We start from the raw sequence: 17,118 nt of genomic DNA, 5'->3' as shown, positions 1-17,118 counted from the left end.
CTCGTCGGCAGCTTATCCGTCATCCTAATGGCATTTGTCGCAGTTTCGGCTTCAGCGCGCTCGAGCGAATGCTAGGGTTTGGCCACTCACCCGTCCGTGGTGAGGCGGATGGCTCGCATGCACATTCTTAGGCCTCGCCAAGGACGTAGCTGCCAGCTGTATGGCCTCGCGCAGTTAGCTTTTGACACTGACCTACAGCCGGGGGGCAGGTTTCGCGGAACAATGGTATTCGTCCGACTGGGCACAAGCCGATCGCGTGCTGCCGGGCTAAGTTATGTTGTAGGGGCGAACACGGTTACCAACTGAATATGAGACTGGATGTCTGAAAAGGGCCGAAAGCGGAACGGGAGCTTCACAATTTCGACACCAGCCAACGGCATCGGCCCTTCCCTTTTTCGGACTCGATATCCATTTCTGACGGGTCGAGCCATCGCGCCGGAGCATACTGGCTTTCAGCAGACAGCGATGTCGCTCCCGAAAGCGTCTGAAAGGGTAACTTATGACGATCACTGGAGCTCAATGCCGCGCTGCTCGCGCGCTGGTCGAATGGGCCCGTGAAAAGCTCGCCAGCAATTCAGGCGTGGATGCGCTGGCCATCGAGGAATTCGAACGTCGGATCACACTCCCCGACTACGAAGTCTGTAATAGGCTCCAAATCGCGCTCGAAGGCGCCGGCGCCTTTTTTATTGCCGAGAACGGCGGCGGTATCGGGGTTCGCCTGAAACTAAACCGCTCCGAGGTCAGGCGGATCAGCGTTCTCGAGAATGAGGGGGGCATCGTTGGCACGGATGCCGTTCCATAGATCCTGGGCAGGGTCCTCAACGGTACACCGCGCGCGAGGCGATGTAATCGAAATCAGCGAGCCCACCGCTGCTTCTGGGTACACTTTGAACAGTCTGCTCTTAGCGTTGGTCGTTTGCGGGAAACTCATGGCACGCGCGGCGCTTCACGGGACCGCAGCGAGGGCATGGTGGCGTCCCGCTCAATTCGTGGTGACCGCGGATTCCCAAGACGAACAACGATGATGATCCATGCGGACCTTGATCAACTTCGGATAGGCGGTACCGCAAAAACATCCACGTCGACCGAACGCAGAAGGCTTTCTGTCACGCTTCCCAGAAATAATTTGATGAAGCCCGAACGGCTATGCGTTCCGATCACCAGAAGATCGGGCGCCACCTCGTTAATTGCCTCCATGATCGCCTCGACCGGGCCGCCTTCCCTAATTTGCAGCGACCAATTGTCGACGTCAAAGTCGTTCGCTTCCAGAAATGCTATGAGTTCTTTTTCCACCTGCGAACGTTCTGTCGCCACGTAGCTCGCCAACTCGTCCTTGCCTATTCCGGCATTTGACATTTTTCCCTTGGCGAAGGCATCGAACCCATGGACCAGCGAAAAACTGGCCTCGCCTATCAATCCGGTTTCCTTCGCCGTGCTTATTGCGCGCGCCGACGGCTCGGACATATCCACGGCAGCCATCACTTTTTTGTAGGAATGTTCTACCTCAGCATTCACCATGAGCACTGGGAATTGTCCGGTGCGGATCACACGTTCGATCGTCGTTCCCACAAAGACATCACGGAGCAATTGCTTGCGGTGCGCGCCCATGACAATGAGATCGACCCCGCGCGCCTCGGCCGCATTCAAAATGCCGCGGAACGGATTCCCAGTCACGACTGCGAATCAGATTGGAGTCCCTTCAACTCGGCGATCGAGGTCATTTGTTCTGCAAGATATCTTCGGGCCTCGCGGGTTTCGAGCCGGACTATGGCTGAGGGTTGGTCGTCGTCGACGACATGGACGAGCGTGAGTTCCGCGGCAACGTTCCGGGCCAGAAGGCCGGCCCGCCGCAATGCCCGTTGTGACCGGGTGGAAAAATCTGTCGCCGCAAGGATTTTCATGCCAGGTTCCGTCTTCCTCGTCCATGAGATCACCATCCCCTTCCTTCGGGAGACTTTGGGTAATGATCTAAGTGACGATGGTCTCGTTTGTCCGCCGAGTCACCCCAGGCGCTGGCTCAACTGTTTCAAAGTGCCGCTTTTGGCAGGTCTTGCGGCTGAGCCTGCCATTGTCCGCCTTGACTTCACGAATTACGTCACCAACTATACCTATATGAACGCCGCAGCCAAATTCTGTCGTGATTTTCTTTTCCGGGTTTGCCCCATCGCGGGATCTTAACCCCCGGCCCGGCTGCCAATGCGCCCCGAGCCGAGGGGTAACGCTTAATCGACATGTTAGGATCAGCAGGGCTCCAACCTTTTGGCGCACTGGGATCAATTTCCGAAGTCGCCTGTCCGCCACCTTTGATGGCGGCTGAGCCAGTAGAAATATGAGCATTAGATGCAGAAAAACTCGAAAATCCGGCGCAAGCCGAATATCCGCATCTCGCAGTCGGATCATGCGCGCTTATCGGTGCTCGCGAGCACTTTCGCCGCACGATATCCGGAGGCTTCCGATGAGCTGCTCGCCGAGCTCGAGCGCGCGCGGATCGTCGCCGATGGTTGGGTGTCCGCCGGTACCGTCCGGATGGGTTCAACTGTGACGTTCAAGCCCGACACCGGTGATCGGAGAACGGTAACGCTGGTTTTCCCTGGCGATGCTGACATCTCCGAAGGCAAGGTTTCGATTCTTACACCGATTGGCACAGCCCTGATCGGCCTCTCGGCTGGACAGTCAATCATGTGGACCGCCCGAGACGGGCGCCGGCACGAACTGTTGGTGCTTGGTGTGACCCAGCCCGCCCCGCAAGGTGATGGAGTCAGTCAGCTCGCACCTGCGTCTCCAACGATGGCGGCGAGCGTCTGACATGGGCGTCTCCGTCCGTCTCCTCAATCATGCAGGCAGCTTGATCGCGGGAGTCTGACCCCTGCGCCGGCTCATCTCGGTCCGGCACAGGGGTACTTTCTCACATCCGATCAACTGCAGTTGCCGGATCGCCTTGTGCGGGCCGGCTGGAGACGTACCATGCCCAATATAGACACCTGCCAACTGACCACCAAGGATTACACGATTCTTCAAGTGATACGGGAACGCCATCCGATCCGCGACGAACCCTTCTCGACTATTCTCCAGCGGAAGATTTCGAGCGCAGTTGTCATGTTTCGCGATGACATCCCAGCGAACGTCGTGACACTCAGCAGCCGCGTGGCCTATCGGGTGAACGACGGTCCTGCCGAAACCCGCATCGTCGCACATGACCAGATGCGCGGTCTGGTTGGCATGCTTTTGCCTATCACCAATCCGCGAGGCCTGGCGTTGCTCGGTCTGGCCAAGGGGCAGTCGATGTCCATTCCGACAGCGGACGGGATGCTTGAAACGCTGACGGTGCATGAAGTGGTTTACCAACCAGAAGCCGCAAGGCGCGAGAGACTGAAACTGGCGGGAGTTGCTGCATCGGATTCGCTGCGGCTGGATGGACACGGTCCGCGGGCCGTCCATCGTTCCGATGAACCGCACGACGAAGTTCAGAACAAGGTTGCGGCGGCTTTCAACGCCGGGTTCGACGACCCGGGGCCGTCGGCTGCCTGAGGGCTCGACTATGCCGAAGGCTGTGAAGGCGGGTAGACAAGCATTCCATCGGCTCCTGCCCTCACGCCGTCGGTGAGTTTCGCCGGCACGACCTTGTCATGGCTCATCAGATGAAAAACGGACTCGCCGCGGCTGATCAGGTAGTCCGCGACGATCCTTCTGTGACAGCGCCACCACAGCGCTTCCGAGCACATGACGGCACACTGCCGCTCCCTGCCGAGCGATACAAGCCGGGCCAGGCCGTCATGAAACTCCGCCGACAACGCGTAGTCGGCGTAGTTGTGAAAACTCTGGTTAATCCAGAACGCGTTTAGCTTCGCCCACATGCAGCAGGGCAACGAATTCTGGAATCGACCTGGTCGAATGACCGATAGTGTAAAACGGATAAGGCATTTTTTCCTTGTCGATCCACCTGCCAGCCATGTGGCTTCGCGCCTGGGAGGAACGATCATTTCACAACGTCGCTTTAAATCCGCCTAGCCTCCCGCAGTCCGCTCTCTCCCGCTGCATGCCCCCGAATAGATGAGTTCCGGCGCCTTGCGTGACCTCGAGCTTACCTGCCTCAATATGGGGAACTTCGGCGCCGATGTCGAAATATTGCCGGCATAGTTGTGCTCCGTTGTGGTTGTTGATCCCTAAAGACCCGCCCCTCCCACCAGCTCGCTTGCAAGAGCAATAAATTTGCACTTACGCGGCATTTAATTCCGTTTGCCTTCCTCTTCCCTCCGTAGCACGTTTGGGGCGGTACGGAGCTGGCGCCTCGGAATGCGGCGGCGGTTTCTTCGACAGAAAGCTCGCGGCCATGCACAGGCGGACCGCTGGCCATCGGCTTACGCCCGATCGGCTCCAAAGCCCACGACATTGCGATGGACGCAATGTCACGGACGACTGAAAACACGAAGCAGACAGCGCCTGGTTCTCCGATCGCGGCGGATGAATGCCGTCCCTCGCGAGAGCCATCAGGCTTGCCTGCAATGAAAGGCAGGTAGCGCACCATGTCGAATCCAGCGGCAGCGATGGAAGGCCACAAGCCCCGGTTTCTGGTCAGGTGGCTGTACTCGACCAACCACAAGGACATCGGGACGCTCTACCTGCTCTTCTCGATCTTGGCGGGGATTCTCGGCACCGCGCTTTCGATGCTGATCCGGATAGAGCTCCAGGAGCCCGGGCTGCAGATATTCAGTGATCCGATGACCTACAATGTTGCGGTCAGCTCCCACGGCCTCATCATGATCTTCTTCGTGCTCATGCCGGCGCTGATCGGCGGCTTCGGCAACTGGATGGTGCCGATCATGATCGGCGCACCCAACATGGCGTTTCCGCGCATGAACAATATCTCGTTCTGGCTGCTGGTGATGGCGTTCATCCTCTTCATCACCTCGATGTTCGTGCCGGGAGCGCCGGGCACGCTCGGCCATGGCGGCGGCTGGACGCTCTACCCGCCGCTTTCGACCTCCGGCCAGCCTGGTCCCGCGGTCGATCTCGTCATCCTTTCGATCCACCTTGCGGGAGCGTCATCGATCCTCGGAGCGATCAACTTCATCACGACCATCTTCAACATGCGCGCGCCAGGAATGACGATGCACAAGATGCCGCTCCTTGGCTGGGCGATGCTGGTGACCGCTTTCATGCTGCTGATGTCGCTGCCGGTGCTGGCCGGAGCGATCACGATGCTGCTCACGGACCGCAACTTCGGCACGACGTTCTTCGTTCCCGACGGCGGAGGTGACCCGATGCTCTACCAGCACCTGTTCTGGTTCTTCGGCCATCCGGAGGTCTACATCATGATCCTGCCCGGCTTTGGCATCATCAGCCACGTCATCTCGACCTTCGCCAGGAAGCCAATCTTCGGCTATCTCGGCATGGCGTATGCGATGGTGGCGATCGGCCTGATCGGCTTCCTCGTCTGGGCGCATCATATGTATACGACCGGCATCTCCCTCGATAGCCAGCGCTACTTCGCCTTCGCCTCGATGGTCATCGCCGTTCCCACAGGCGTGAAGGTGTTTTCGTGGCTGGCCACAATGTGGGGCGGATCGATCGAGTTCAAGACACCGATGCTGTGGGCTATCGGCTTCGTCCTGCTCTTCACCGTCGGCGGCGTCACCGGGATCATGGTCGCCAGCCCCGGAATCGACCGCTCGTTGCACGACACCTATTTCGTGATTGCCCACTTCCACTATGTGCTGTCACTGGGCGCGGTCTTCGCCATCTTCGCTGGCTGGTACTACTGGTTCCCGAAGATGACCGGATACATGTACAGCGAGACGCTCGGGAAACTGCATTTCTGGACGATGTTCATCGGCGTCAATCTCGTTTTCTTCCCGCAGCATTTCCTCGGCATGGCCGGCATGCCGCGCCGCTACGCTGATTATCCCGATGCCTTCGCCGGCTGGAATTTCGTCTCCTCGATCGGCTCCTACATCTCGACCGCGGGGCTGTTCATCTTCTTCGTCGCGGTCGCAGAAGCTTTCAGCCGCAAGCGCCCGGCCAGCGCCAACCCGTGGGGCGAAGGGGCGACCACACTTGAATGGCAGCTGCCGCAGCCGCCATTCCATCAGTGGGAAAGGCTGCCCCGGATCCACTGATATGGGCATCTTCGACAAGTCGATGGGTGAATGTCATGAGCGAGACCTCAGACCCGACCAGCCAGATCCTTCTCGTTGCGATTCTCGCGCTTTATTGGGCAATGCTTGGGAGTTGGAGCCAGCTCCTCTCCCGCTGGAACGACGAGAGGGCCAAGCGGGACACTGCAGCGGCGCGGCGGGACGAAAGTGCCGAACACACATCCTGTGCGGACATGTCCCAGGATGCGCTTCGCAAGATCGACCCGGATTTCGATCTCGCGGCATTTCTGGCCGGCGCCAGGAGGGCCTATGAAGCGATACTGCGGGCGTTTGCGGAGAGTGACATCCAGACATTGCAGCGCCTCGTCGGGCCGGAAGTGCTTGATGCCTTCGAACGAGATATCGTCGGGCGGCGCGATCGGCAAGAGATGCTGGAACTCACCTTCATCAGGACAGACGAAACGAAGGTTGTCGATGCTTTCGTGGAGAATGGCACCGCTGAGATAGTTGTTCGATACGTTTCCGACGTAGTCGGCGTTACACGCTCTGCCGACAATGCAGTCGTCGCCGGCGATCCCTGGGAGATCGTTGAGATGATCGATACGTGGACGTTCGCCTGTCAAACCCAGTCAAGGAAGCGGAACTGGATGTTGATCGCCACCGAGGGCGAACAACAACAAGCCTGAGTTCTTGCGATAGGGTCCGGCGGCAGGCTTGTCACGGTTAACGAGCACCAACCCAGCGGGCTGGGATGCGTTCGCGAAATCTGTCAGCAGGTGGGATGCACTCCGCCATCGGTGCCGGCGATCAGTTCGACATGAGCCGGTTCAGCCGATCAGCTTCAAGTAGCGAGCGGGTAGCGCCGCCGAAGATCCACTCCCTGAACCTGCTGTGGCCATAGGCGCCGGATATGACGAGATCCGCGTTCATTGCGCCGGCGACGTCGGCGATCGTTCGGCCATTGGATTTTTCCGGAAACACCTCCGCCTTGGCCTCTACGCCGTGCATGTCCAGGAAGGCGACAACATCGTCCAGCCCGTTCCAGGTTTGGTCAGTTGGGCCATCGTCGATCGTAATGACCCCAACCTCCTGAGCCATCCGCAAAAAGGGCATGGCATCTAGAACCGCGCGCCTGGCTTCACGCGTGTCCTTCCATCCGACCAGAACCTTGTTGATGCGGAAATTCTCCTGGTTGGTCGCTTCCACAAATACGGGCCGTCCGGCCTGAAGGATCAGATTGCCGAGGTCGGTCGACCGATACGCGTCGTCGAAACTGGCACCCTCCGGCGATGCTGTGACGATGACATCGGCCAACCGCGCCGATTCAATTAGCGAGCGGGTCGGATTGCCCACGGTCCCACGCCATTGCGTATGAACCGTCGTGCCAGCAATGCTTTCGAACTGCGCGTGGAGGTCCTCGAGCCGTCGCTTGATGTTCTTGCGCTGGCGCATCATGCTCTCGCCTTCGAAGGCCACTCCACCTTCCATTACAACCGGCGGCGGAACGTCGGCGGCCGACAGACCTATCAGGCGCGCGTCGAAGCGCTGGGCGAGATCGACTCCGAGCTTGACAACAGGAGCGACCATCCCGTCGATGTCGAGGTTGAGAACGATCGACTTGTAGCCCATGTTGGCTTTTCTTCCGTTGGTTGCGGTTGATCGCGGCGCCGGAACGCAAACGTCAACAGGGCCCGCCGCAAGATCCGGCAAGGTTTCAACAAACTCAAGGACGAACGATGGTTGGAGTGAGGAGTTCGCCGGCCGGCGCGATCGTCAGGTCCCCGCCTACTCGAACATAATCCGAGCGGTGCCTCTTTTGGCGATCAAGGCTCTGCGAACTTCCTGAACCCGTTCAGCCTCTCGTTTGGTATAGGGGCCCATCGGCCGGGTCTTTTCATTGCCGCGACGGACCTGGCAGTACCAACGACCGCTGTCGGAGAAGATTGCGACCGACGTCGGCATCTGATGGGACTCTTGTTCGGCAACCTCCTTGGCGAACTCGACGATCTTGGAATGATGCTGAGTGGGCGCAATGATTTGCAAATCCCTGGCAACGTCCTGTTGCAATGCGGACATAGATCGGTCTCCCTTTCGGTCACGGTGACATGCTCGGCTGCGTCATTCTCGGTGCGCTCCCACCCGTGCTCGAGAGCGCGTTCTAGCTTGCCGTTTGGCGCTCCATTTCCAGCTCGGCCTGCAAACTTTCCAGGTCGCGGAAGATCGAGGCGACAGCGAGCGTGCGCCCCTCCCGTTTGAATCGGAGCAGGCAATCCCTGGCCGCGACGTCTCCATCGACCGAGATCTCGTCCCATCGCTCGGCATGGCCGACATAGTTGATGGGCACATCGTAATGCTGGCTCCAGAAGAACGGCACAGCCGCGAACTTCTCGCGATGGCCAAGCATGTTGAGTGCGGCGGTGCGACCTTGTCTCTCCGCAACCACCCAATGCTCTACCCGAAGATTCTCGCCACTATGCGGATCGGGCCACCGGGCAATGTCGCCGGCCGCGAAAATTCCGGGCGCGCTTGTTTCCAAAAACGCGTTCACCGCAACGCCGCGATTGAGTTTGAGCCCGGCCTTTTCGGCGAGACCTATGCGTGGCCTGACGCCGACGCCGGCCACGACGAAATCCGCCATCAACGTGCCGCCGCTGCTGAGCTTCATCTTGTTGCCGTCGATGCTGGCCGCAGTCGCCTCGAGATGGAAGACGACACCCTTCTCCTCATGGAGGGCGCGGATGAAGTCGCCCATCCGCGGACCCAGGACCCGCTCCATAGGCCGTCTGTCCGGCGCTACGACATGAACGTCGATGCCGCGCGAGCGCAGCGCCGCCGCAACCTCGAGGCCGATGAAACTGGCGCCGAGCACGGCGCAGCGTCGCGCATTCGCGGCCCGCTCGATAATCGCCTTGCAGTCGGCGAAAGAGCGCAGCGTGTGGACAAATGATTGCTCGGCTCCGGGGGTAGCAAGCCGAACTGGTTCGGTCCCCGTGGCAAGGAGCAGCCTTTCGTAAGAAGTCGTGCTGCCATCCGACAGCACAACCTCGCGGGACCGCGGGTCGATGCGGTCGGCCTTTGTGTCGAGACGCAGGTCGATGTTGTTTTTCGAATAATACTTCTCGCCGCGCAGCGGAATCCAATCCTGCGGCGCCCTGCCGGCGAGATAGTCCTTTGAGAGGTTCGGTCTGTCGACGGGCGGCGCCTGGTCATCGCTGATCATGGTGATGCTGCCCTGGTATTGCTCACGCCGCAGTGTCTCGACGGCAGCGAAACCAGCCGCGCCACCCCCGACAATGACAATTCTTTCCGGAGCCGCACCGCCATCTCGCACCACCGGTGCCGTTCGCTTACGCTTCTCGACCACGAATATCTTGCCTTCTCGCTGTTCCACAGACCAGCAGGCGAGCGGGCTGAAGGCGGGCGCGCGCAGCGCCTCGCCCGTGCGCAGATCGAAGCACGCGTGATGCCACGGACACCGAACCGTGTCTTCTGCTACCAGACCGTCGACGAGCGGCCCGCCGTAATGCGTGCATGTCGCGCTGACCGCGAATACCTCGCTCCCGCGGCGCACCAGCAGCACCTGCTCGTCGCCGCAATGGCCGACGAGCTTGCCGCCATCCTCAAGATCGGCGATCGCGATGCCCTGAACCAGATCCGGACCGTTTGCCTTCGAATGGCTCCCAGCCATTTTCGTCTCCGTTGGCGATTCTCAGCGCAAGATCGATAACTGGAGCCTCGATAGACTTCGCACGCCCTGAACATGTTCCATCCAGGCGCGCCTTCAGACCGACGCTTTCGTTTTCACCGGAGCTCCCGACTAAAGCGGAACCGCTACGTCCCAGTCTCCTGCCATCCAGGGCACCATGCAAACGAATTTAGTGAGCGATTGAATGCATTTTTTGTGTTGGATTCCAGGAGCATGTGATGGACGGACGAAGTGAGGACAAAGTGAACATGCCGGCCACTTTGAGGCTGTCGGTGTCACCACGGCGCGTGTTCTCGACCAGCCCGTCCCTTGGGCTGCTCACGGCTCAAGTCGGACCGCCGGCCAGCAAGTTTTAAAGGATCGCTTGCCTGGTCTTGCCCCAGTCCGCGAGAAAAGGATGCCAACCCCTTGTCGGTGAGTGGATGCTTGGCAAGGCTCCGAAGTACAGTTGGGGGAATGGTCGCAATATCGGCGCCTGCAATTGCCGCAGCTTTGACATGGAGTGGAGTGCGTATTGAAGAAGCCAGGATTTCCGTCGTGAAGCATGCGTCGTTGTCGTAGATCGCGCGGATTTCCCGGACCACTTCCATGCCGTCCAATCCGAGGTCGTCGAGCCTGCCGATGAAGGGCGAAATGAACGTCGCGCCCGCCTTGGCCGCAAGCAATGCTTGGTTTGCGGAAAAGCACAGCGTGACATTGACCTTGTGGCCGAGGCGAGCGAGCGCCCGACAAGCCCTGAACCCATCCCAGGTGGATGGTACCTTGATGGCCACGGTGGTCGCGATGCTCGCCAAACGCTCTCCTTCGGCAATCATGCCGTCGAAGTCGGTCGCGGTGACTTCCGCTGAAACCGGGCCTTCGATCGTCCCGCAGATCTCCTTGATCACATCCCTGATCGGCCGACCGGTCTTCGAGATGAGCGACGGGTTCGTGGTCACCCCATCGACAAAGCCTGCCGCGGCAAGCTCGCGAATTTCAGATATATCGGCTGTATCGACAAAGAATTTCATTGTGCGTCTCCTCGATGATTTGATGAACCTTGCTCGGTTTGGTTCCAGAAAAGTGATTTGAACCCGCTGTAGTGGTCACACGCCCCATGTCCTTGATGGCACAAAGGCAGGGCGGCGCGACGTCTCTAGCGATGTCCCAGCAAAATCTCTCTCAGGACGACGGCATCGTTGTGGGCCTCGTCATGAGCCGAGTAGACGAGCGTGACAGGGCCGTGTCGTATCAGGTCGCGGAGCCGGTCGAGCTCATCGCCATGCGCGTGGATTTCCGCCGCATATCTCCGACGGAATTCGTCCCAGCGGGCGGGATCGTGTCCGAACCATTTCCGAAGCTCGGTGCTTGGCGCGAGTTCTTTCATCCAGCAGTCGATGCCGGCATCGATCTTCTTGACCCCGCGCGGCCAAAGCCGGTCAATCAGCACCCGCGTGCCATCGTCGGCAGCTGGGCTCTCATAGGCGCGCTTCAGTTTTATGCTCTCGTCGATGGCTTTTCCGCTCATCCGTCCGTCTCCTTTCGTTGACGGCATCGAGAAGCCCGGAGAACTCGTTTCGAAGGATCATCTCGTCGGCTTGATCGGATACGATGACGAAGATGCTGCCCCGATACCGTTCGATCCAGTGATGGCCGGTTCCGTGGCTTCGCAGGTAGTCGCCGATCTGATGAACGGTCGAATACCCCAGGCCCTGATGCAGGAGGAATTTCATAAGATTGTGCTTTGCAAGCCGGACAGATCGTCCCTGGCTCAGGGAGAGGCCTTCTGTCCTTGGGCGTTGAATTGTTTCAGATAGGCGATCACATCGGCGATCTCCTGGTCTTTGCTGAGACCAGCGAATGTCATCTTCGTGCCGGGCACCAACTTGCGCGGCGCGTGCAGATATGTGGTCAGCGTCGGTTCATCCCAGGTCAGGCCCGAATTCTTGTTCGCCGCGGAATAGCTGTAACCAGGGTAAGTGCCTGCCGCACGGCCAACGACGCCATTCAATACCGGCCCTACCCCGTTCTTGGCGTCGGGCCCGACCGCATGGCAGGCCATGCATCTCTTGAAGACCGAGGCGCCGGCGTCAGCATCGCCAGGAGATTTGTCCTGCGCCTGCGCAGAGCCGACTGCGGTGAGAACCGCGGTCGTCAATCCAAGAATCGTCGATCTCATCTTCGCGTGCTTCAATCAGGGGCGGCTTGGTTGTCGCCAAGCCACCCTGGTTATGTCGGTATTCGAAACGCACAGTCTGCCGGATCCGAAGCGTGAATCCGGACCCGGCAGACCTGCCTCAGGAGGGAACCAATGGGCCGGGGTTCTTCAGATAATTCTTGATCGCGTCCGCCGCCCAATAGGCAAGAGCGCCCACCGGTCCGGTCGGATTCTTCCCGGCGTTCTGCGGGAACACGCAGGCGCCGGTGACGAATACGTTCGGGACATCCCAGACCTGAAGATGTTTGTTCAGGACGCTGGTGGTGGGGTCGGCGCCGAAAACGGCCCCGCCGGTATTGTGGGTGCTCTGATAGGGAACGATGGAATAGGGCACCGGCGGAATGCTCCGATCGACCCTGATCGCACCCATCTCCTTGGCGATGTTCACGCAAATGTCAGCCTGGCCGTTCATCTGCTTAACCTCGTTGTCCTGGAAGTCGAACGTCATCCTCATCAGCGGACGTCCGAAGATGTCCGTATAGGTTGGATCGAGGCTGAGATAGTTCTGCCTGTAGGCCATCACCGCGCCTTGATTGCCAACGTTGGCAGCATGGTCATAGTTGTCGACCACTGCCTTCTTCCAGTCCGAGCCCCAGCGCGGCGTGCCATGGGGTGTCGGATGTGACTGGATAGGCCGGGCGCCCGAGTTGCTGCAACTGATACCGCCGCCGCCGATGTATCCGGCCTTCACGAAATCGTAGTTGTCGCCGTTGAAATCATCCATGCAGGTGCCGAGCGCGCCGGCGCCCATGAAGCGGTTCAGGATGGTCTTCTTGTCGAAGAAGGCGGTAGCCCCGCCGCCGCACTGGTAGGCATAGTTTCGGCCGACCACGCCTTTACCCGTGGCGGGATCGTAAGGAACGCCGATCCCCGACTGCAGCAGCAGGTTGACGTTGCCGAGCGCGTAGGCCGACAGGATGATGAGGCCGGCAGGTTGTTCGAATTCTCGCCCGCGAGCGTCGAGATAGCTGACGCTGACGGCCTTCTTGCGGGTCGAATCGAGATTGACCTTCAGCACGATCGAATTTGTGCGCAGTTCGAAATTCGGATTCTTCAGCGCCAGCGGAATAACGGTGAAATGCGGGCTGGCTTTTGCATTCGCCTCGCAGCCGAAACGCTCGCAGTAGCCGCAGTAGTGGCATTGGCCGAACGTCACGCCATCGGGATTGACGTAGTCGCGAGACGCGTTGGACGAGGGGTTTGGGAAGGGATGGTAGCCGAGGTTGCGGGCCGCCTTCTCGAACATCACCATGCTCTGCGCGGCGATCATTGGCGGGTTGGGATAATCTTCCTTGCGCGAGCCCTCGAAGATATTGCCGCCGTCGATTTTCTTGCCGTTGAGATTGCCGGCCTTCCCGGAGGTGCCGCAGGTCTTTTCGAACTTGTCGTAATAAGGTTCGAGATCGTCATAGGTGATCGGCCAGTCCTGCAGGTGCATGTCCGAAGGGATGATCTTTTCGCCGTACTTGTCGACGGTCCGGGTGCGCGCCTGATGATCCCATTCGAGCCAGCGCCAGGTCACGCCGTTCCAATGCACGCCGGCACCGCCGACACCCTGCCCTGGCAAGAACGAGCCGAGTTGACGCATCGGCAGCGCCGTTTGCGATTCACTATTGCGGAATGTGATGGTTTCCCGCCGCACGTTCTGCATGAGGTCGTGGCGGGCGGCGTAGCGCAGTTCGTCGTGGATTTCAGGATCGATGAAATCCGGATTGGTGTCACGCGGGCCTCCCCGCTCAAGGGCGACGATCTTGAGCTTGGTGGATGCAAGCTCCTTGGCAATGATGCCGCCTGTCCATCCAAGACCGACAATCAGCACATCGACCGGGTTCAGTTTGGTGGCCATGTCAAAGTCTCCTTTTTCTTGCGGCGATCAAATGAGGTCCTGGATGCCCTTCGGTTCAGCCTTGTAGGGCTTGTTCCGGAACGGCTCGATCTTGTCCGCGTACATGGCATCTGCGCCGGGGAAGCCGATCATCTTCCAGGCAGCCGCGTCCTTGTTCCCGCCGTACATCGGGTCCGCGAAATAACCCTCGATCGTGAGCTGCAGAAGGAGGCTGAAGAAGGTTGCAGCGGGCACCGTTGGAAGCTCGGTCTTCGTGGCCTCAAGGTCCGCCATAGTGGCGGCGCGATCCTTTGCCGAAAGGGCCGCGAAGCTGTTCTTGTGGCTTTTCTGTACGACGGCATTGACGTCGGCGATTCCCGCCCGGATCAGCTCCGAGGGCGTCATCGGCAATTGATATCCCTGCCCGGGCGTACCCTCGCCGAACGGCCCTTCCAGATAAAGCCGGTCGCCCTTGCCGTATCCGCTGGCCATCTGCCGGTCGATGTATGTCGCCACGCCAAGCTCCTTGGCTCCGGGACCGGCCGCATCGTTTGGAATGAGCGTGTCGACCGCCGCCTCGACGAAGGCGGATTCGTCGACATTGAAGAATTCGTAGCCACCGCCTCGGGCACGAGGTTCGGCGGCGTGATGGTGCTTCGTGTCCGTGGCGGCCGCTGCCACGATCTCGTCCGCCGATGCGGATCCGCCAAACGGCAGGGTGCCCGCTGCCGCGCCGGCCGCGCCGAACAGTTTTAGAAAGTCACGACGTCCGACATCGCCTTGGCCGTTCTTTTCATTCGTCGACATGATCGCTCCTGTGACACCGCGGGCAAACGAGGGGGTGAGGATGGAGAGGCCTATGCCCGCTCCATCCCGGCGCTGCGCCGCGTTCAGCGCTCAATCCGGTGAGTATTCGGAGAGCCTAATGTTCGCGCCCACTATGTGGCAAACGAAATTCATTGACATTTAAGCGCAATTTTTATGCTATTAGCGGTCATGGATATTGAACTCGCTCGCACCTTCATTGAGATCGTCTCGACCGGGAGCTTCATTCGCGCCTCGGAGCGCTTGAACGTCGCCCAGACGACCGTCAGCGCACGGATCCGCAACCTCGAGCAACAATTGGGCCGATCACTCTTCGTTCGCCACAAAGGCGGCGCTTCGCTCACGCCCGCGGGTGAGCAATTTCTGCGGCACGCTCCGATGTTCGTCCAACTATGGCAACGCACCCTTCACCAGGTTGCCGTGCCTCCGGGACGCCGGGCCGTCCTGACGGTCGGCAGCGAAGTCAGCCTTGCGCAACCTCTTCTGCTCGACTGGGTCCGCTGGATGCGCCGCTCGCTTCAGGATATCGCGCTGCGAGTACACGTCGACGTGCCACAGGACCTGATCAACCAGGTCGCCTCGGGAATGGTCGACATAGCCATCATGTACGCGCCCCCACACAGACCGGGCTTGAAGATCGATCTGCTTCTTGAGGAAAAACTGGTTCTCGCGACCACCAACCCCGAAGCGCAACTCCTGGACGGATCCGATTATGTCTATATGGATTGGGGGCCGGATTTTGAGCTTCATCACGGCGTGAATTTCCCGAGTGCTGCGCCGGATCTTTCCTTCGACCTCGGTCCGCTCGGATTGAACTATGTTCTGGCCGCTGGCGGGTCCGGATATTTCCGAATGAGCTCCGTGCAACCTCACATAGAAGCCGGCCGGCTTCATCTTGTGCCTGAAATGCCCCAGTTCTCCTATCCGGTCTATGCGGTGCAGTCCGCAAGTGCGGATGGAAGCGTAGTAGGTCCTGCCCTGTCAGGATTACATGCCGTTGCAGGCGGCGACGTTAAATTCTAGTCATTCTTGCTTTTACATCCGATCGGATTGACGGGAACAGCAGGTCGACTGTCGTCCCAATCCCCGGCTCGCTCGCGATGCGAACATGGCCGCCGATCATACGCATCAATGCGCGCACTTGCGGCAGCCCCATGCCGGTACCTTCCTCACCCTTCGTGGTGAAGAAAGGATCGAACACGTTTCGCAACACTTCGGCGGTCATGCCGCAACCTTGGTCCTTGACGCTAACGCAGACATAGGTTCCCGGCCCAGGCGGGTCGGGTGTCGCGGTCTCCTGCACCAACGGCCCGGTGATGACCCTGATCTCGCCGCCATTTGGCATGGCATCGCGCGCGTTGACGACGAGATTAAGCACTGCGGTGTCGAACAATGCGGGATCGATCAGGCAGTCGGGAATTTCTGCACCGAGTTCAAGCTCGACGCGCACATCGGGTCCGCCGCCGTACCTCAGCAAAGGCGCGAAGGATCTGAGGAATTCATTCACGTCGCCAGCATGAGCATCAAGTTCCTGGTGCTTTGCAAAGGCGAGGAGCTGCGAGGTCAAATCGATCCCGCGATTGATTCCTTCCCGCGCCAGCGTGATGCAGGCCCTCACACGGTTGGGCTCGTCGGCTCTTGCTTCGGCAAACCTCAGGCCGGACTCGATGACCGCCAGCAGGTTCCTGAAGTCATGCGCAATGCCGCCAGTCATCTCGCCCAATGCAGCAAGGCGATTCCTCGCACGCTCGCGTCCCTCGACTACGGCCCAGCCATCGATAGAAGCGTCCAGCAGCTGAGAGCGCCCGCCTCGCGCAGCTTGAGACCGCGACTGATTTTCGCATGTATGCACGTCGCCTGTCATGAGAGCCCTCCCCCAATCGACGACAGCCGGGAACTCGTGCCCCGGTCTGACGCAGCATCCAATCTTCCTTGTTTCAGCCCGGTCCCGTAGGCATGGTCTGATCGCGCCGGACGAACCCTCGTGTCATGATGTCTTCGACTTTCGGAAATGCCTTGAGGGCCGCCTCCGGCAGATCGCCATTCGGGCCAACCAGCTCGCTCCAGCCATGTGCCTCGGGCGCGCCGACGATGATACGTCCGACCATTCCGGCGTGCTCATGCGGGATGCAATAGTAGTCATAGACCCCCTTCTCGATGAAAATGACCGAAAAGCTCTCGTTGGGCAGGAGGTAATCGGAATCCCACGGTTTTGCCGCCTTGGGCATGCGGCGCGGTCTCCCGAAGTTCGTCGGACTGTAGGCAGTCGTCGTGTGCGAATTGCCGGAATTGAGATTCGTCCAGCGCACCGTCTGTCCCGGTTCGACCAGGATGCCGATCGGGTCGAACCAGACCTGTGAGCCGTCGTCGCGGCCTCGCATTCTGATTTCCACCACCTCGTCGGCCCACGCGACCTGGGGAGAGAGGGAAAGGGCAGCCACAAGCCCGCCACCCCCGCCCAGTACCTGAC

Annotated in this window: 18 protein-coding genes and 2 pseudogenes; 6 read left to right on the top strand and 14 right to left on the bottom strand. The window is 59.8% G+C overall.

Annotated elements, in window-relative coordinates; genetic code table 11:
* Positions 1–499: 499 nt before the first annotated feature.
* A complete protein-coding gene (locus EOA75_RS13950; RefSeq protein WP_127324462.1) occupies positions 500–802 on the top strand; it encodes an XRE family transcriptional regulator in 303 nt (100 codons plus the stop codon).
* Positions 803–1,044: 242 nt separating this feature from the next.
* Here EOA75_RS13950 and EOA75_RS35010 read toward each other — a convergent pair whose 3' ends face one another.
* Together EOA75_RS35010 and EOA75_RS35005 are read right to left on the bottom strand one after the other, a co-directional pair.
* On the bottom strand, positions 1,045–1,674 hold the full coding sequence (locus EOA75_RS35010; protein WP_281058531.1) for a universal stress protein: 630 nt from the start codon (positions 1,672–1,674) through the stop codon (positions 1,045–1,047).
* On the bottom strand, positions 1,671–1,901 hold the full coding sequence (locus EOA75_RS35005; protein ID WP_281058530.1) for a universal stress protein: 231 nt from the start codon (positions 1,899–1,901) through the stop codon (positions 1,671–1,673). The genes EOA75_RS35010 and EOA75_RS35005 overlap by 4 nt, the downstream gene beginning before the upstream one ends.
* A 439-nt stretch (positions 1,902–2,340) precedes the next feature.
* Here EOA75_RS35005 and rnk point away from each other — a divergent pair, with 439 nt between their 5' ends.
* Both rnk and EOA75_RS13935 read left to right on the top strand, forming a co-directional pair.
* Positions 2,341–2,805: a nucleoside diphosphate kinase regulator gene (gene rnk / locus EOA75_RS13940; RefSeq protein WP_067330551.1), complete on the top strand. Its 465-nt coding sequence runs from the start codon at positions 2,341–2,343 to the stop codon at positions 2,803–2,805.
* Between the two features lie 159 nt (positions 2,806–2,964).
* Positions 2,965–3,528: a nucleoside-diphosphate kinase gene (locus EOA75_RS13935; protein WP_127246163.1), complete on the top strand. Its 564-nt coding sequence runs from the start codon at positions 2,965–2,967 to the stop codon at positions 3,526–3,528.
* Between the two features lie 8 nt (positions 3,529–3,536).
* On the opposite strand, the pseudogene EOA75_RS13930 reads toward EOA75_RS13935, so the two are convergent.
* Positions 3,537–3,921, bottom strand: a pseudogene (locus EOA75_RS13930) (DUF488 family protein).
* A gap of 602 nt (positions 3,922–4,523) precedes the next feature.
* On the opposite strand from EOA75_RS13930, the gene ctaD reads away from it, so the two are divergent.
* Together ctaD and EOA75_RS13920 are read left to right on the top strand one after the other, a co-directional pair.
* The gene (gene ctaD, locus EOA75_RS13925; protein ID WP_127324461.1) at positions 4,524–6,116 is read left to right on the top strand and encodes a cytochrome c oxidase subunit I; all 1,593 of its coding nucleotides are present in this window, start codon (positions 4,524–4,526) and stop codon (positions 6,114–6,116) included.
* A 35-nt stretch (positions 6,117–6,151) separates the two neighbouring features.
* A complete protein-coding gene (locus tag EOA75_RS13920; RefSeq protein ID WP_164747379.1) occupies positions 6,152–6,781 on the top strand; it encodes a Tim44/TimA family putative adaptor protein in 630 nt (209 codons plus the stop codon).
* Positions 6,782–6,902: 121 nt separating this feature from the next.
* Here the strand turns inward: EOA75_RS13920 and EOA75_RS13915 are convergent, their stop codons facing one another.
* The 9 genes and pseudogenes from EOA75_RS13915 to EOA75_RS13875 all read right to left on the bottom strand — a co-directional run bounded on the left by EOA75_RS13915 (position 6,903) and on the right by EOA75_RS13875 (position 14,630).
* Positions 6,903–7,724 carry a universal stress protein gene (locus EOA75_RS13915; RefSeq protein WP_127324459.1) on the bottom strand — a complete coding sequence of 274 codons (822 nt, stop codon included), beginning with the start codon at positions 7,722–7,724 and terminating at the stop codon, positions 6,903–6,905.
* Positions 7,725–7,880: 156 nt separating this feature from the next.
* Positions 7,881–8,171, bottom strand: coding sequence for a hypothetical protein (locus EOA75_RS13910; RefSeq protein ID WP_127216072.1), 291 nt, complete (start codon positions 8,169–8,171; stop codon positions 7,881–7,883).
* 82 nt (positions 8,172–8,253) lie between these two features.
* Positions 8,254–9,783 (bottom strand): FAD-dependent oxidoreductase, encoded by a 1,530-nt coding sequence (locus EOA75_RS13905; protein ID WP_127324458.1) that lies wholly within the window; start codon positions 9,781–9,783, stop codon positions 8,254–8,256.
* A 370-nt stretch (positions 9,784–10,153) separates the two neighbouring features.
* Positions 10,154–10,811 (bottom strand): annotated as a pseudogene (gene fsa, locus EOA75_RS13900) (fructose-6-phosphate aldolase).
* 125 nt (positions 10,812–10,936) lie between these two features.
* A complete protein-coding gene (locus EOA75_RS13895; protein WP_095800014.1) occupies positions 10,937–11,308 on the bottom strand; it encodes a DUF488 domain-containing protein in 372 nt (123 codons plus the stop codon).
* Positions 11,259–11,513 carry a hypothetical protein gene (locus EOA75_RS13890; protein WP_127241940.1) on the bottom strand — a complete coding sequence of 85 codons (255 nt, stop codon included), beginning with the start codon at positions 11,511–11,513 and terminating at the stop codon, positions 11,259–11,261. The genes EOA75_RS13895 and EOA75_RS13890 overlap by 50 nt, the downstream gene beginning before the upstream one ends.
* Positions 11,514–11,551: 38 nt before the next feature.
* Complete coding sequence (locus tag EOA75_RS13885; RefSeq protein ID WP_127246167.1) at positions 11,552–11,959, bottom strand: cytochrome c family protein; 408 nt, start codon at positions 11,957–11,959, stop codon at positions 11,552–11,554.
* A 118-nt stretch (positions 11,960–12,077) separates the two neighbouring features.
* Positions 12,078–13,844, bottom strand: coding sequence for a GMC family oxidoreductase (locus tag EOA75_RS13880; protein WP_127324456.1), 1,767 nt, complete (start codon positions 13,842–13,844; stop codon positions 12,078–12,080).
* 27 nt (positions 13,845–13,871) lie between these two features.
* The gene (locus EOA75_RS13875; protein WP_127216077.1) at positions 13,872–14,630 is read right to left on the bottom strand and encodes a gluconate 2-dehydrogenase subunit 3 family protein; all 759 of its coding nucleotides are present in this window, start codon (positions 14,628–14,630) and stop codon (positions 13,872–13,874) included.
* 189 nt (positions 14,631–14,819) lie between these two features.
* On the opposite strand from EOA75_RS13875, the gene EOA75_RS13870 reads away from it, so the two are divergent.
* The gene (locus tag EOA75_RS13870) at positions 14,820–15,671 is read left to right on the top strand and encodes a LysR family transcriptional regulator (RefSeq protein WP_127216078.1); all 852 of its coding nucleotides are present in this window, start codon (positions 14,820–14,822) and stop codon (positions 15,669–15,671) included.
* On the opposite strand, the gene EOA75_RS13865 is transcribed toward EOA75_RS13870, so the two are convergent.
* Together EOA75_RS13865 and EOA75_RS13860 are read right to left on the bottom strand one after the other, a co-directional pair.
* On the bottom strand, positions 15,661–16,512 hold the full coding sequence (locus tag EOA75_RS13865; protein WP_127216079.1) for an ATP-binding protein: 852 nt from the start codon (positions 16,510–16,512) through the stop codon (positions 15,661–15,663). The genes EOA75_RS13870 and EOA75_RS13865 overlap by 11 nt on opposite strands.
* Positions 16,513–16,585: 73 nt before the next feature.
* Positions 16,586–17,118 (bottom strand): plastocyanin/azurin family copper-binding protein (locus tag EOA75_RS13860; protein WP_348628663.1); only part of this gene is annotated, 533 nt, incomplete at its 5' end.

It is taken from the genome of Mesorhizobium sp. M1A.F.Ca.IN.022.07.1.1, assembly GCF_003997575.1.
Lineage (GTDB): Bacteria > Pseudomonadota > Alphaproteobacteria > Rhizobiales > Rhizobiaceae > Mesorhizobium.
The sequence above is the reverse complement of the archived record's forward strand: the minus strand, read 5'-3'. Positions and strand labels throughout refer to the sequence as shown.

Bases quoted from the DNA above. Each gene is read 5' to 3' on its own strand.
- EOA75_RS13880 (WP_127324456.1), bottom strand. From the start codon at position 13,844: ATGGCCACCAAACTGAACCCGGTCGATGTGCTGATTGTCGGTCTTGGA.
- EOA75_RS13910 (WP_127216072.1), bottom strand. From the start codon at position 8,171: ATGTCCGCATTGCAACAGGACGTTGCCAGGGATTTGCAAATCATTGCG.
- EOA75_RS13885 (WP_127246167.1), bottom strand. From the start codon at position 11,959: ATGAGATCGACGATTCTTGGATTGACGACCGCGGTTCTCACCGCAGTC.
- rnk (WP_067330551.1), top strand. From the start codon at position 2,341: ATGCAGAAAAACTCGAAAATCCGGCGCAAGCCGAATATCCGCATCTCG.
- EOA75_RS13895 (WP_095800014.1), bottom strand. From the start codon at position 11,308: ATGAGCGGAAAAGCCATCGACGAGAGCATAAAACTGAAGCGCGCCTAT.
- EOA75_RS35005 (WP_281058530.1), bottom strand. From the start codon at position 1,901: ATGAAAATCCTTGCGGCGACAGATTTTTCCACCCGGTCACAACGGGCA.
- EOA75_RS13905 (WP_127324458.1), bottom strand. From the start codon at position 9,783: ATGGCTGGGAGCCATTCGAAGGCAAACGGTCCGGATCTGGTTCAGGGC.
- EOA75_RS13920 (WP_164747379.1), top strand. From the start codon at position 6,152: ATGAGCGAGACCTCAGACCCGACCAGCCAGATCCTTCTCGTTGCGATT.
- EOA75_RS13865 (WP_127216079.1), bottom strand. From the start codon at position 16,512: ATGACAGGCGACGTGCATACATGCGAAAATCAGTCGCGGTCTCAAGCT.
- EOA75_RS13935 (WP_127246163.1), top strand. From the start codon at position 2,965: ATGCCCAATATAGACACCTGCCAACTGACCACCAAGGATTACACGATT.
- EOA75_RS13890 (WP_127241940.1), bottom strand. From the start codon at position 11,513: ATGAAATTCCTCCTGCATCAGGGCCTGGGGTATTCGACCGTTCATCAG.
- ctaD (WP_127324461.1), top strand. From the start codon at position 4,524: ATGTCGAATCCAGCGGCAGCGATGGAAGGCCACAAGCCCCGGTTTCTG.
- EOA75_RS13915 (WP_127324459.1), bottom strand. From the start codon at position 7,724: ATGGGCTACAAGTCGATCGTTCTCAACCTCGACATCGACGGGATGGTC.
- EOA75_RS13950 (WP_127324462.1), top strand. From the start codon at position 500: ATGACGATCACTGGAGCTCAATGCCGCGCTGCTCGCGCGCTGGTCGAA.
- EOA75_RS13875 (WP_127216077.1), bottom strand. From the start codon at position 14,630: ATGTCGACGAATGAAAAGAACGGCCAAGGCGATGTCGGACGTCGTGAC.
- EOA75_RS13870 (WP_127216078.1), top strand. From the start codon at position 14,820: ATGGATATTGAACTCGCTCGCACCTTCATTGAGATCGTCTCGACCGGG.